This is a genomic window from Sphingopyxis sp. (assembly GCF_025869345.1).
Classification (GTDB): domain Bacteria; phylum Pseudomonadota; class Alphaproteobacteria; order Sphingomonadales; family Sphingomonadaceae; genus Sphingopyxis.
In genome coordinates, this window is record NZ_JAOZVW010000072.1 from 1 (window position 1) to 13,646 (window position 13,646).

The 13,646-nt window shown below is 67.8% G+C and carries 15 protein-coding genes; 7 read left to right on the forward strand and 8 right to left on the reverse strand.

Annotated elements, in window-relative coordinates:
* The first annotated feature begins 155 nt into the window (after positions 1-155).
* Genes ung through OJI97_RS07895 form a run of 3 tightly spaced genes read left to right on the forward strand, consistent with a single transcriptional unit; the run spans position 156 to position 2,079 of the window.
* Positions 156-869, forward strand: a complete 714-nt coding sequence (ung, locus tag OJI97_RS07885) for a uracil-DNA glycosylase (RefSeq protein WP_297662510.1) — start codon at positions 156-158, stop codon at positions 867-869.
* Positions 866-1,624, forward strand: a complete 759-nt coding sequence (locus tag OJI97_RS07890; RefSeq protein ID WP_297662511.1) for a sulfite exporter TauE/SafE family protein — start codon at positions 866-868, stop codon at positions 1,622-1,624. Before ung ends, OJI97_RS07890 begins: the two co-directional genes overlap by 4 nt.
* Positions 1,621-2,079, forward strand: coding sequence for a YaiI/YqxD family protein (locus OJI97_RS07895; protein WP_297662512.1), 459 nt, complete (start codon positions 1,621-1,623; stop codon positions 2,077-2,079). The genes OJI97_RS07890 and OJI97_RS07895 overlap by 4 nt, the downstream gene beginning before the upstream one ends.
* A 422-nt stretch (positions 2,080-2,501) precedes the next feature.
* On the opposite strand, the gene OJI97_RS07900 is transcribed toward OJI97_RS07895, so the two are convergent.
* From OJI97_RS07900 to secB, 4 genes are all read right to left on the reverse strand, one after another.
* Positions 2,502-3,188: a DUF4136 domain-containing protein gene (locus tag OJI97_RS07900; RefSeq protein ID WP_297662513.1), complete on the reverse strand. Its 687-nt coding sequence runs from the start codon at positions 3,186-3,188 to the stop codon at positions 2,502-2,504.
* Between the two features lie 170 nt (positions 3,189-3,358).
* Positions 3,359-4,366 (reverse strand): tryptophan--tRNA ligase, encoded by a 1,008-nt coding sequence (gene trpS, locus OJI97_RS07905; RefSeq protein WP_297662514.1) that lies wholly within the window; start codon positions 4,364-4,366, stop codon positions 3,359-3,361.
* Between the two features lie 3 nt (positions 4,367-4,369).
* Complete coding sequence (murJ, locus tag OJI97_RS07910) at positions 4,370-5,965, reverse strand: murein biosynthesis integral membrane protein MurJ (protein WP_297662515.1); 1,596 nt, start codon at positions 5,963-5,965, stop codon at positions 4,370-4,372.
* A 115-nt stretch (positions 5,966-6,080) separates the two neighbouring features.
* The gene (gene secB / locus OJI97_RS07915; protein ID WP_297662516.1) at positions 6,081-6,590 is read right to left on the reverse strand and encodes a protein-export chaperone SecB; all 510 of its coding nucleotides are present in this window, start codon (positions 6,588-6,590) and stop codon (positions 6,081-6,083) included.
* A 228-nt stretch (positions 6,591-6,818) separates the two neighbouring features.
* Between secB and OJI97_RS07920 the strand changes: the two genes are divergently transcribed.
* The 3 genes from OJI97_RS07920 to OJI97_RS07930 all read left to right on the forward strand — a co-directional run bounded on the left by OJI97_RS07920 (position 6,819) and on the right by OJI97_RS07930 (position 9,593).
* Positions 6,819-7,493, forward strand: coding sequence for a Tim44/TimA family putative adaptor protein (locus OJI97_RS07920; protein ID WP_297662517.1), 675 nt, complete (start codon positions 6,819-6,821; stop codon positions 7,491-7,493).
* A 200-nt stretch (positions 7,494-7,693) separates the two neighbouring features.
* Positions 7,694-9,019 carry a murein transglycosylase A gene (locus tag OJI97_RS07925; RefSeq protein ID WP_367184757.1) on the forward strand — a complete coding sequence of 442 codons (1,326 nt, stop codon included), beginning with the start codon at positions 7,694-7,696 and terminating at the stop codon, positions 9,017-9,019.
* A 1-nt stretch (position 9,020) separates the two neighbouring features.
* Entirely contained in the window at positions 9,021-9,593 is a 573-nt protein-coding gene (locus OJI97_RS07930) for a Smr/MutS family protein (protein ID WP_297662518.1), read from the forward strand.
* Between the two features lie 51 nt (positions 9,594-9,644).
* Here OJI97_RS07930 and dapE read toward each other — a convergent pair whose 3' ends face one another.
* Entirely contained in the window at positions 9,645-10,781 is a 1,137-nt protein-coding gene (dapE, locus tag OJI97_RS07935) for a succinyl-diaminopimelate desuccinylase (protein ID WP_297662519.1), read from the reverse strand.
* A gap of 119 nt (positions 10,782-10,900) precedes the next feature.
* Between dapE and OJI97_RS07940 the strand changes: the two genes are divergently transcribed.
* Entirely contained in the window at positions 10,901-11,368 is a 468-nt protein-coding gene (locus tag OJI97_RS07940) for a cupin domain-containing protein (protein WP_297662520.1), read from the forward strand.
* A gap of 18 nt (positions 11,369-11,386) precedes the next feature.
* Here OJI97_RS07940 and OJI97_RS07945 read toward each other — a convergent pair whose 3' ends face one another.
* From OJI97_RS07945 to yihA, 3 genes are all read right to left on the reverse strand, one after another.
* Complete coding sequence (locus tag OJI97_RS07945) at positions 11,387-12,028, reverse strand: hypothetical protein (protein WP_297662521.1); 642 nt, start codon at positions 12,026-12,028, stop codon at positions 11,387-11,389.
* A gap of 70 nt (positions 12,029-12,098) precedes the next feature.
* On the reverse strand, positions 12,099-12,770 hold the full coding sequence (locus tag OJI97_RS07950; protein WP_297662522.1) for a glutathione S-transferase family protein: 672 nt from the start codon (positions 12,768-12,770) through the stop codon (positions 12,099-12,101).
* Positions 12,771-12,969: 199 nt separating this feature from the next.
* On the reverse strand, positions 12,970-13,617 hold the full coding sequence (gene yihA / locus OJI97_RS07955; RefSeq protein ID WP_297662523.1) for a ribosome biogenesis GTP-binding protein YihA/YsxC: 648 nt from the start codon (positions 13,615-13,617) through the stop codon (positions 12,970-12,972).
* Between the last annotated feature and the right edge of the window lie 29 nt (positions 13,618-13,646).

The following is a 13,646-nucleotide window of genomic DNA, read 5'->3' on the forward strand; positions in this document are numbered from 1 at the left end:
ATCGGCGCAGCGCAAGGCAGATGGGTGTCTCGACTTCGCTCGACACGAACGGACTAGAAGTCGCGCGCTGGCCTAGCGGCGGGAAAGGCGCCAGACAAGGCGGCTGGGGACAAGATGGCTGGACAAGCGCGGGCGGCTCCGGTCAAAGGACGCGCATGGCCGAGGTCAAATTGCATCCCGACTGGCTCGCACGCATCGGCGGCGAGTTCGAGCAGCCCTATATGGCGGCGCTCAAGACCTTCCTTGCCGGCGAGCGCGCAAAGGGAAAGGCGATCTATCCGCGCCCGCGCGACTGGTTCGCGGCGCTCGACGCGACGCCGCCGCAGGACGTGCGCGTCGTCATATTGGGGCAGGACCCCTATCACGGGCCGGGGCAGGCGCACGGGCTCTGCTTCTCGGTCCAGCCGGGCGTGCGGACGCCGCCGAGCCTCGTCAACATCTACAAGGAGATGCAGAGCGACCTCGGCATCCCGCCCGCGCGGCACGGTTATCTGAAGCATTGGGCCGAACAGGGCGTGCTGCTGCTCAACAATTGCCTGACGGTCGAGGCGGGAATGGCGGCGTCGCATCAGGGCAAGGGGTGGGAGAAATTCACCGACGCCGCGGTCGCGGCGGTCGCGGCCGATCCGGCGCCCAAGGTCTTCATCCTCTGGGGCAGCCATGCGCAGCGCAAGGCGGCGAACGTGCCGGGACTGGGGCCGGGAAGTCCGCACCTGATCCTGCGCGCGCCGCATCCCTCGCCGCTGTCGGCGCACAATGGTTTCTTCGGATCGAAGCCGTTCAGCCAGGCGAACGCCTTTCTGGAGGCGCATGGCCGCGGGACGATCGACTGGCGGTTGCCCGAGACGCCCGACATCGCCGCAGCATGAGCCTGCTGTCCGACCCGCTGACGCTGGCGGTGCTGATCGTCGCGGTGATCCTGCTCGGCATGGCGAAGGGCGGGCTCGCCGGGGTCGGTTCGCTCGCGACGCCGCTCGCCGCGCTGGTGCTGCCGCCCGCGACCGCCGCGGCGCTGCTGCTGCCGGTCCTGATCGTGCAGGACGTGATCAGCGTCTGGTCGTTCCGCCATACATGGGATGGCTGGATCATCGGCTGGATGCTCCCCGGCGCCGCGATCGGCGTCGCGGCGGGCTGGTTTTATGCCGAGCGGGTGGACGAGGCGCAGCTGATGGCGGCGCTCGGCGCGATCACGCTGGCGTTCGGTCTCTATCGCCTGTGGGTCGAGCGCGGCGGGCGCGTCGTCGCGGCCTCGACCTCGCCGGGCTGGGTGGGTACGATCTTCGGCGGCGTGATGGGCTTCACCAGCCAGATCGCGCACGCGGGCGGGCCGCCGTTCCAGATGTGGGTGACGCCGCGCAAGCTGCCGCATCTGAGCTTCATCGGGACGAGCGCGATCCTGTTCGGACTTGTCAACTGGATGAAGGTGCCCGCCTATCTGGCGCTCGGCGCCTTTCCGCACGAGGTGGTCGTCGCTGCGCTGCTGCTGATGCCGCTCGCGATCGTTTCGACGCTGGTTACGGTGCGCTGGCTGAAGCGGATGGACCCCGCGCGCTTCTATGTCATCGTCTATGTCCTGATGGTGCTGCTCGGCGCCAAGCTGCTGTGGGACGGAGTGCGCGGATGAGCGTCACGATCCTCGTCGATGCCGATGCCTGTCCGGTGAAGGACGAGGTCTATCGCGTTGCCTGGCGGCACGCGGTGCCGGTGAAGATCGTCAGCAACAGCCGGCTGCGCGTTCCCGATCATCCCTTGATCGAGCGCGTGGTCGTGTCGGACGGATTCGACGCGGCCGACGACTGGATCGCCGAGGCGGCGAATGCGCACAGTATCGTCGTCACCGCCGACATATTGCTTGCCGATCGCGCGTTGAAGGCCGGCGCGGTGGTGCTGGCGCCGACGGGCAAGCCCTTCACCGCGGCGTCGATCGGCCCCGCGATCGCGACGCGCGCGATCATGGCCGACCTGCGCGCCGGGATGAGCGACGGAATCGGCGGGCCGCCGCCCTTTTCCAAGGCCGACCGGTCGCAGTTCCTGCAGGCGCTCGATGCGGCGCTGGTGCGGCTGAAGCGCGAGGCCTGAAAATGTCGCGCCAGTGACACGGATCACGGCGCCACGGGCAGCGGCGGCTTAGGGACGGTATCGAAGACGAACCGTTCTGCGCCGGCCCACCACGCCAGTGCGGAGCCAGCCCTCCCGCCTGACGCGACCCCCGGCGGGAGGGCACTAATTGCGGGTGTTGGCGACAGGTCGGTTTTGGGGTGGGGAGCGGACGTAAAGCCCTCTCCCCTTCAGGGGAGAGGGTTGGGAGAGGGGGGAGGCGTCCACGCCCCTCTCAACTCCGGCTAGCCGGTAAACCGGCAAGCCTTCGTATCTCTCCCCTGAAGGGGAGAGAGCAAGCTCCGCCAACGGCCGACTTCAGCCGAAACCCGCCACCGCCTCCCGTCAAAGAAAAGACCCGCCCTCTTTCGGAGGGCGGGTCCTTATGTGCGTTGGACGTCGGATCAGCCCTTTTCGGGCGGCGCCACGGTGATGCGGACGCGTTCGCCCGAATTGCCGGGGAAGCCGGTGAACATCGCCTCGACGAGGTTCGGGACCAGCGCCTGCAGATTATTGTCGCGCGACTGCGCCTCGGCATGGCCCTCGAACAGGCGATAGCCGTCGGCGGCGCGGTTGATCTGCAGATTGAGGCCGCTCGTGTAGACGGTATAGCTCGACACGTCGTTATAGCCCCACCCGGGACCGAAGCCGCCCCACAGGAAGGGGTCGCGATACCCATAGACATAGCGGCGCCCGCGCGGCCCGCGGACGATCACCGGGCGGTAATAGGAGGGGCCGAAGCCGCCGTACCAGGGATCGCCGAAGCCGGGTGACGACACGACGCGTTCGCGGCCCTTGTCGACGCCATAATCCATGCGGACGACCATGTCGGGATGCTCGCCGTTCGCGGCGGGGCGATAGCCGTAGCGCGTCAGCTCGCCGGCGACGAGATTGGCATATTGGCCGAACTCGATGCCGCCCTGCAGCGCGGGGTTGCTCGCCTCGATCGCGAAGCTCTGGCCCTGCGGCGCCGGAAGCTGCGTCTGGAAACGCGCGACATCGGCCTTGAACGGGGTCGCGCAGCCAGCCAGTGCCAGCGCCGCGCCCGCGATGGCGGCCAGACCGAGCCGCCGGGAAATAGTCTTGCTCATGCTCTTGCTCCGTGATTCGGACGGGCGCGCATAATGCGCCGTTTATAACATGACTACGCCGATGCGACTTAACCTTGGTTGAACTCGCTTCGCCGCAGGGCGGCACCCTCCGCCCAATATGGGGAAGCGGCGCCGATAAACAAGAATTTCCTTGGTGCCGAATGGCTTGCTCAGCGGCAGAGCCCCAGCGCGGCATAAGCGGCGTCGAGCGTCGGCTTCGCGAGAAGCCGCGCCTTTTCCGCGCCCTTTTCGAGAATGGCGTCGAGCGCCGCCGTATCGTCCTTTAGCGCGACGAAGCGCGCATTGATCGGACCCAGCGTTTCGATCAGCAGCGTGCCGAGCGCGGGCTTGAACGCCCCGAACCCCTGTCCCGCATAGTCGCGCAGCACCGCATCGACGCTGGTGTCGGCGAGCGCGGCGTAAATGCCGACGAGGTTGCGCGCCTCGGGGCGGTTTTCCAGCCCGGCGGCCTCGGACGGCAGCACCTCGGGATCGGTCTTTGCCTTCTTGACCTTCTGCATCATCGTGTCGGCGTCGTCGGTCAGGTTGATGCGGCTCATGTCCGACGGATCGGACTTGGACATTTTCGCCGCGCCATCGCGCAGGCTCATGATGCGCGCCATCCCCGCCGGGATGATCGGCTCGGGGAGGGTGAAAATGGGCGCCGCTTCGCTGGCATAGTCGTTGTTGAACTTCTGCGCGACGTCGCGCGCGAGTTCGAGATGCTGCTTCTGGTCCTCGCCTACGGGCACGTGCGTCGTCTGATAGAGCAGCACGTCGGCTGCCTGCAGCACCGGATAGGTATAGAGCGCCGCCGACGCGCTTTCGCGATTCTTGCCCGACTTGTCCTTGAATTGCGTCATCCGGTTGAGCCAGCCGAGCCGCGCGGTGCCGTTGAGGAGCCATTGCAGTTCGGCGTGCGCGGGGACGCGCGCCTGATTGAAAAGCAGCGAGCGGTCGGTGTCGATCCCGCAGGCGACGAGCGCGGCGGTCATCGCGCGAGTGTTGGCGGTCAGTTCGGCCGGAACGTGCGGCATCGAAATCGCATGGAGGTCGGCGAGGAAATAGAGTTTGTCGCCCTCCATCTCGTCCTGCATCCGCACCCAGTTGCGGATCGCGCCCAGATAATTGCCGAGGTGCAAATTTCCGGTGGGCTGGATGCCCGATAGCGTCCGCATGTCTTACTCCTGAGGTTTTGCCGCACCGTTGCGGCGGCGCCGCGTCAGCATGGCGAGCAGATCCTTGTCAAGCGCGCCGGTGACGAAGGCCGCGGCAAAGAAGACCGCGCCCCCCGTGCCGCACAGCGCGGCGAGCGCGCCGACGCGCTGCGCGACATTGCCGCCATACCAGGGCTGCATCAGCGGCATCATCCACCACAGCAGCGCCGCCATCGCGGCAACCGCGACGAGCTGGCGCGCGATCCGTCCCGCGAGCTTCGCGGTGAAGTGGAACCAGCCGCGGCGGTGTAATATGCCATAGAGCAGCAGGCAATTGAGGCTCGCCGAAACCGCGGTCGCGCCCGCGAGCCCGACGATCCCGAAGCGTTCGACGACATAGAGGTTGATCGCGATATTGACGATCAGCGACGCGAGCGCGGTCCACACCGGGGTGCGCGTATCCTCGCGCGCAAAGAAGCCGGGGTTCAATATCTTGACGATGACATAGGCGGGCAGGCCCGCGACCAGCGCGACGACGATATGCGCCATCGTCGCGCCGTCGGCGCCGGTGAACTTGCCGCCGACGAAGAAGGCGGTGACGAAGGCGGGGGCGCAGATTGCGAGCGCGGCGGCGGCGGGCAGCGTCAGCAGCGTCGCCATCTCGAACGCATTCGCCTGCAGCCGCTGCGCCTCGGCGGCGTCGCCGCTGTGGATATGGCGCGACAGCATCGGCAGGATCGCGGTGCCGAGCGCGATGCCGACGATGCCGAGTGGAAGCTGGTTCAGCCGGTCGGCGAGCTTGAGCAGGGTCAGCGATCCCTGCGGCAGCGAGGTCGCGAAGAAGGTGTCGACGAACTGGCTGACCTGATAGATGCCAGCGCCGAAGGTCGCGGGCAGGATCAGCATCCCCAGCCGCTTCACCTCCGGGGTGAATTTGGGGAAACGGAAGCGCAAGGTCAGGCCTGCACGGCGCACCGACCACCAGAGATAGGCGAGCTGGGCGATGCCGGCGAGGCTGACCGAAACGGCGAGTGCTTCGGCGACGATCCGGTCGTCGCCGCCGGGCCCGCGCAGCCACCAGCCGGTGATGATGCCGCCGATCAGCAGGATGTTGAGCAGCACCGGCGCGAACGCCCCCGGCGCGAAGCGCGAGCGCGCGTTGAGCAGCCCCGACAGCATCGCGACGAGGCTGATCAGCGCGAGATAGGGAAAGGTCATCCGGCTCAGGAACACCGCGAAGTCGAACTTGCCCGGCACGTTCTGGAAATCGCGCGCGAGAATCCACACGATCCCCGGCATCGCGATCATCATCACCGCCGAAAAGGCGAGCAGGACCCAGAGGAAGACCGAGAGCACGTCGTCGGCGAATCGCGCCGCGGCCTCCTCACCCCCTTCGCCATGCAGCGCACGGCTGTACATTGGCACGAAAGCGACCGAGAAGGCGCCCTCGGCGAACAGGCGGCGGAAGGTGTTGGGCAGGGTGAAGGCGAGCTGGAAGGCGTCGGCCGCGAGCCCGGCGCCGAGCACGCGGGCGAGCAGCATGTCGCGCACGAAGCCGAACAGGCGGCTGACCATCGTCAGCCCGCCGATCGTCCCGACGCTCCTGACGAGGCTGGTCATGCGGCCCCGCCTTCAATGACCATCGTCATTGCGAGCGCAGCGAAGCAATCCAGAGTGGCGTAAACCGCCCTGGATTGCTTCGCTTCGCTCGCAATGACGAGGTTTTCAAGTCAGATCAGGCCTGACCGACCGGCGTCATCTCGCCCGCGTCGGCCTGTGCCTGCGCCTGCTGCATGAACAGACCGTGGAAATCGATCGGCTCGAGCAGCAGCGGCGGGAAGCCGCCGTCGCGGACGACGTCGGCGACGACACGGCGCGCGAAGGGAAAGAGGATGCGCGGCGCTTCGGCGAGGAAGAAGGGCTGAAGCTGGTCGTCGGGGACGTTGCGGACCCCGAACAGCCCGGCATATTTCAGGTCGACGACGAACATCGTGCCTTCGTCGGCCTTCGAGCTGATGTCGATCTTCAGCGACACTTCATAGATATTCTCGCCGACATTGTCGGCGCCGATGTTGAACTGGACATCGATCTGCGGCGCCGATTGCCACTGATAGGCGGCGGGAGCGTTCGGATTCTCGAACGACAGATCCTTCACATATTGCGAGATCAGGCCGATCGCGGGCGCGGTGTCTTCGCCATTCGCCTGCGGAGCGGGATTGATGTCGGTGCCGGTCTCGTCAGCCATGATCGTAACGCTTTCGTTGGAAATAAAGGATAGGGTCCGCCCGGAGACGGAAGGTTGCGGCGGCGCTTAGCAGCGGCGGCGGACCAGCACAATGGGCGGCGCGCGTCGCCCGTAGCGGCCCGAATCGTTGACCCGCCGCGCTGCCGGGGCCATGGTGGTTTGAAACATGGCCATGGATCGCCTATGTAATGGCCGGATAGACTTTCCCGTTATAATCGGATTTTGCCTGTGACTGCTTTTTCGATCGTCTTGCTCGCCATGATCGCTGCCTTTCTGGGCATGCGGCTCTATTCGGTGCTCGGCAAGCGGACCGGGCATGAGCAGGAACCCGTCCTGCCGCGCCGCGATGAACGCGCGGCAGCCTCGCCCGCGCCGGTTCGCCTCGACGAGGGCGAGGCGCCCGCGGGGCTTCCCGCCGCCGGTGCGAGCGGCACCGGGCTCGTCTATGAACCCGCGGCCGAGGCCGGGCTTCGCCAGTTGCTCGCCGCCGACCGCCATTTCGACGCCGGCCGCTTCATGGAAGGCGCCGAGGCGGCGTATCGCATGATATTGGAGGCTTTCTGGGCGGGCGACCGCGACACGCTGCGCGACCTGTGCGACGACGACAGCTATGAAGGCTTCGTCGAAGCGATCGAGGCGCGCACCGCGCGCGGCGAGACGCTCGACAACCGCCTCATCGGTATCGATTCGGCGAAGATCACCGCGGTCGAGCTCAGCCGCCGCGAAGCGCGGATCACGGTGCGTTATCAGGCCGACATCAGCGCGGTGACCCGCGATGCCGAGGGCAAGATGATCGCGGGGTCGATGAGCGACGCGGCGCAGGCCGACGATTTGTGGACCTTCCGCCGCCAGATCGGCAGCAGCGATCCCAACTGGCTGCTCGACGAAGCCGAAGCCGCCTGATTTTCGTGCGCGAGGCACGGGTGGCGCGGGGAGCTGGTGTCGTGCGATTCTGGTTCACGCGAAGCCGCGAAGACGCGAAGAGGTCGCGCTCGGTCGTTGGAGGCGGTTTGCCGCCGCAGGTGGATATAATAAGCGCAGCGCGCAACGGGCAGGCGAGCAGGGCGTCGATTATCGACTGCTTCGCGTCTTCGCGTCTTCGCGTGAACCCCGAAAATCCGGCGCGAAAAGGCGTTCGCCCGGCCCTCGGGCTGGCGCTGATCCTGCCGTTATTGTCGGGCTGTGCCTCGGTAATTCCCGAGGCGGGAAGCCGTCCGGTCGCGACCCGGCCCGCGCCGACTCCTGCGCCATCGCCGGGCACGCCCGCCTATACGCCGCGCCCCTCGGCACCCGCGAGCGCGGCGGCGAAGCCGGTTCCCGCGACCCCCAATCCGCCGCTGCCCGCGCCGGCACCGTCCGCCACCGCGACCACCGCCATCGAGGCCGGGGTCCTGGCCGGTCCCGAATATAACGAACTCGGCATCGCGGCCGATCGGGCGACCGCCGCGCTCAAGGCGTTCCGGCTGAGCTGCCCTTCGCTGCTGCGCCGCACCGATGCGAGCGGCCTCACGCAGAGCGGCGAATGGGCCGAAAGCTGCAACGCCGCGCCGGGCTGGGCCGATCGCGATGCGAGCAATTTCTTCAGCCGCTATTTCGGCACGGTGCAGGTCGGCGCGGGCACGGCGTTCGTCACCGGCTATTACGAGCCCGAGATCGCGGCCTCGCGCGACAAGCGCCCGGGCTATGACGTCCCCATCTATCGCCGCCCCGCCGATCTGGTCGACGTCGACCTCGGGCTGTTCTCGAAGGATCTGCAGGGCAAGAAGATCCGCGGCCGCGTCGACGGCCGCAATTTCGTGCCCTATTACGACCGCGCGACGATCGAGCGCGGCGCGCTCGCGGGGCGCGGGCTCGAAATCGCCTGGGCGGCCGACGCGGCCGAATTCTTCTTCCTTCAGGTGCAGGGATCGGGACGGCTGCGCCTGCCCGACGGCAGCGTCATGCGCATCGGCTACGACTCGCAGAACGGCCGCGACTATGTCGGCATCGGCAAGCTGCTGCTCGACCGCGGCGAGCTTCAGCCGGGTCAGGCGTCGATGCAGGGTATCCTCGACTATCTGCGCGCCGATCCGGTGCGCGGCGCGGCGGTGATGAACGAAAATCCGAGCTGGGTCTTCTTCCGCGAACTGACCGGCGCCGGCCCGCTCGGCGCGCTCGGCGTTCCCGTCACCGGCCGCGCGAGCGTCGCCGCCGACCCCAAATATGTTCCGCTCGGCGCCCCGGTCTTCCTCTCGCTCGACCGCGCCGAACCGAATGGTCTCTGGATCGCGCAGGACACCGGCGGCGCGATCAAGGGCGCGAACCGCTTCGACAGCTTCTGGGGCGCGGGAGAGGCGGCGCGCGCCATCGCCGGCGGCATGGCGGCGCGCGGTTCGGCGCTGCTGCTGCTGCCGCGCGCAAGCGTCGCGCGGCTCACGGCGCGCCCCTGACATGGCGCGGCGGCTCGCCCCCGAGGAAAGCGCGCTGTGGAAGAAGGTGGCGGCAACCGTCGCGCCGCTGGCGAAGCGGCCGGCGCCGCTCGAACCCAAGGTGCCGCCGACGATCAAGCCGCCCAAGACGGTCGTGCGCGCGGCCGCCCCCGCCGCCGCATCGCGTCCTTCGTCACCGCTGCCGCCCCCGCGCCGGACCTGGGCGAGCAGCACGCTCGACGGCCATTGGGACCGGCGGCTGCGCAAGGGACTCGTGCGCCCCGAGATGAGCATCGACCTTCACGGCCATACGCTGGCGTCGGCGCAAGCGCTGCTCGACGAAGCGATCGGCCGCGCCCTGCTGCGCGGCGCGCGGGTGCTACTGGTGGTCGCGGGGCGGCTGCGGCCGGGCGCCGACCGCCTGCCGCAGATGCATGGCGATCCCCGCCCGCGCGGCGCGATCCGCGCCTCGCTGCCCGACTGGCTGTCGGTGTCGCCCTATGCCGACCGCATCGTCGCGCTGCGCCCGGCGCATATCAGCCATGGCGGCGGCGGCGCGGTCTATGTCATCCTGCGCCGGGGGCGCGAGGAATAATCTCACGCGAAGGCGCTCAGGACAGGCTTTGCGCCTTTGCGTGAGATAAATTCAATCGAGCAGCGCGCGCATCAATATCCCGCGATAGATGGCGGTCAGCTTGTGCAGATCGTCGACCGCGACCGCCTCGTCGAGCTTGTGCATCGTCGCATTGATCAGGCCGAACTCGACCACCGGGCAGAGCGCGTGAAGAAAGCGCGCGTCGGAGGTGCCGCCGGTCGTCGACAGTTCGGGGCGAAGGTCGGTCTCGGCATGGATCGCCTCGGCGACCAGCTCCGACAGCTCGCCTGGCGGGGTGAGGAAGGCTTCGCCTGAAATCTTGCCGAGCACTTTCGCTTGCGGTTCGACGTCGTGCGCCAACCGCTCGACCATCGCGACGAGGTCGGCGCCGCGGTGCCGGTCGTTGAAGCGGATCGACAGCCGCGCGCGCGCCGAGGCGGGGATGACGTTGGTCGCGCCGTTGCCGACCTCGATATCGGTGAATTCGATGTTCGACGGCTGGAACCAGTCGGTCCCGGCGTCGAGGCTGACCGCGTCGATCGCGGCCAATATCTCAACCAGCTTGGGGATCGGATTGTCGGCAAGGTGCGGATAGGCGACATGGCCCTGCGTCCCCGGCACGTCGATCCAGATGTTGACCGATCCGCGCCGCCCGATCTTCACCATGTCGCCGAGCCGGTTCACCGAGGTGGGTTCGCCGACGAGGATCATGTCGGGCTTCACCCCGCGCGCGTCCATATGCTCCATGAGCGCGCGGGTGCCGAAGATCGCGGGGCCTTCCTCGTCGCCGGTGATGATCAGGCTGATCGTTCCGGCTTCGACCGGCGTCGCGGCGGCGGCCGCGACGAAAGCGGCGATCGCGCCCTTCATGTCGACCGCGCCGCGGCCGTAGAGGAGGTCGCCGCGAACCTCGGGCGCGAAGGCGTCGCTCGTCCAGCCGACGCCCGGCGGCACGACGTCGAGATGCCCGGCAAAGCCGAAATGCACCGGCCCCTTGCCCGTCCGCACCGCGAGCAGATTCTCGACCGGCCCGTCGGGTTCGATCCCGTCGATGAAGCGCTCGACCGTGAAGCCGAGCGGGATCAGCGCTGCCTCCAGCACGTCGAACACGGCGCCGGTGGCGGGCGAGATGCTCGGCGCGGCGATCAGCGCCTGAGCGAGGGCGACGGGGTCGATCGGGCTTGTCATGAACGCCCTTTATCCGTTCGTGTCGAGCGAAGTCGAGACACCAATCGTCATGGCGCAAGATCGACGGGCATCTCGACTTCGCTCGATGCGAACGGCAAGAGGGCGAGAGGAGGATTGCCATGCCCAAACTCGATCTCGACGCCATTCCGCAGACCAACGCCACCGGCTATCCCGCGCCGCACGACGCGCCCGTGCAGGGCCGCTGGTATCGCCGCCTCGCGCCGCCTGCGGGTCTCAGCGATTTCGCGGCGAGCCATGTCGTGCTGAAACCCGGCGCCTGGTCGTCGCAGCGCCACTGGCACGACGGCGAGGACGAGATGCTGGTGATGATCGCGGGCGAGGCGGTGCTGATCGAGGACGGCGGCCGCTGGCCGATGCGCCCCGGCGATATCGCGGTCTGGCCCAAGGGCAGCACCAACGGCCACCATCTGGTCAACGAATCGGACGCCGACTGCGTGTTCGTGGCGCTGGGCGGCGGCAAGAAATACGACACCGGCGGCGGTTATTCGGACATCGACATGCTGTTCACGCCCGACGGCTATTTCCACAAGGACGGCACGCCCTATCCGACGACGCGGATTCCCTAGCGTTCGATCCGCCCGACCCTAGCGGATATCGAAGCCGAGCAGCGTGAAGCGGGCGGGGGCGGTCGCATAGACGCCGTGGCCGCGCGCCGCCGCCGACCCGAACACCAGCCCGATGCGGTCGACGTCGGCCAGCGCCGCGGCGATGGCCTCCGGAGTCGCGCCCGATGTCTTGCCCAGCACCGAAATCCAGCTGGGATCGTCGAGCCGCACGCTGATCTCCTGCTCGCCCGTCGCCAGTGGGCGGACCGTCGCGGCGGGGGCGTACCAGCGATAGTGTTCGAACCGGCCTTTCGCGCTCCAATTGTCGCCGCGCCGCTGGAAATAGAGCGATACGGTGGCCGGGCGGCCCGGGCTTTCCTGCGGCACGAAGCGTGTTCCGGGCGGCGCATCGATGCGGTAGCGCACGCTGATCCGCGCATCCGGCGCGATCGGGCCGGACCGGAAGGTGACATAATGGACATGCCCCGCGACGGCGCTTCCCGCCGGGAAATCGAACTGCCAGCCGCCGCGCGCCGGCCGGGGATGCAAGGGCATGCCTTGCGAATAATTCTTGCCGCGGATGATCGGGCCGATTTCCCAGCGATACGCTTCGGGCGCGGCCATCGCCGCCGTCGCGCACAGGGTGGCGACGGCAAGCGGAACGGAGAGGAGACGGTGCATGGGCGCATGATAGCAGCGCTTGACCGATCCCGGCCTGAACGATCGGTTCATCGGCGCGATAGCCGCCGTGTCAGTCGGCGGACGGACCCTCGAACGCCTCGATCACCCAATCCTCGGCCTGCGCGCCGCCGATCCATTCCTGCATGTGCGGGTGGCTGATCACCGCCTGGCAATAGGGGATGGCGAAGCGCGGCAGCGCGATCGAGTAGGTGATGAAGCGGGTGACGACGGGCGCGAACATCATGTCGGCGGCCGACCAGTCGCCGAACAGATAATCGCCCTCGCCGCCGAAGCGCGCGCGCGCCTCGGCCCAGATCTGCATGATGCGGATGACGTCGGCCTGTACGTCGGGCGCGAGCTCGGCGGCGGGATAGATGCGGCGGATGTTCATGCTGCAATCGCGGCGGAGTGCCGCAAAGCTCGAATGCATTTCGGCGGCCATCGACCGCGCCATCGCCCGCGCCGCCATATCCTCGGGCCAATAGCCGCGGGTGCCGCCGGTTTTTTCGTTGAGATAGTCGATGATCGCCAGACTGTCCCAGACGACGGTGTCGGCGCCGTCCCACAGAATCGGCACCTTGCCGCCCGACGGCGCGAACTCGTCGCCCTCGCGCCGGTTCGACCAGTCCTCGTCATAGAGCGGGACGGCGACTTCCTCGAAGGGCAGGGCGCTGTGCCGCGCCGCGAGCCAGCCGCGCAGGCTCCAGCTCGAATAGGCCTTGTTGCCGATGAACAGTTTCATCCAAATTCTCCTCCCTCCCCCTGAACGGGGGAGGGTTGCGTAGACTTGCCAGCTTGCTGGCTAGTCGAAGCTGGGAGGGGGTGATGCGAGCCTTCGGCTCGCGCGGCCCCGCGGGCCGCTCCCCCTCACCAAGTTTCGGTAGCGGACAAGTCCGCAACCTGCACTATCCTCTCCCGCAAGGGGAGAGGATAAACCAGTCCTAACTCTCCACCGCCTCCAGCACCGCGGCACGCAGCTCGGCGATTCCCAGGCCCTTTTCGCTGCTCGTCGCGATCACCTCGGGGTGCGCGGCGGGGTGTTTGCGCGCTTCGGCCTCGGTCGCGGCCTGGACGGCGGCAAGGTCGCTCGCCTTGATCTTGTCGGCCTTGGTGAGCACGAGGCGATAGCTGACCGCCGCGGTGTCGAGCATGTCGAGCACCTCGCGGTCGACGTCCTTGATGCCGTGGCGGCTGTCGATCAGCACCAGCGTGCGCTTCAGCACCTGCCGCCCGCGCAGATAGTCGTTGACCAGGAAGCGCCATTTTTTGACGACATCCTTGGGCGCCTTGGCGAAGCCATAGCCGGGCATATCGACGAGCCGGAACACCAGCGGCGCGCCGACGTCGAAATAGTTGAGTTCCTGCGTCCGCCCCGGCGTGACCGAGGTGCGCGCGAGGCCGTTCCGGTTGGTCAGCGCGTTGAGCAGCGACGATTTGCCGACGTTCGAGCGGCCCGCGAAGGCGATTTCGGGCACCGAAGGCGCGGGCAGGTGCTGGAGCGCGGGGGCCGATTTCAGGAAGGCGATCGGGCCCGCGAACAGCTTGCGCGCGCGTTCGGGGAGCGTGGGGTCTACGTCGTTTTCACTCATGGCCGTGTTCCCCCGCGAAGGCGGGGGTC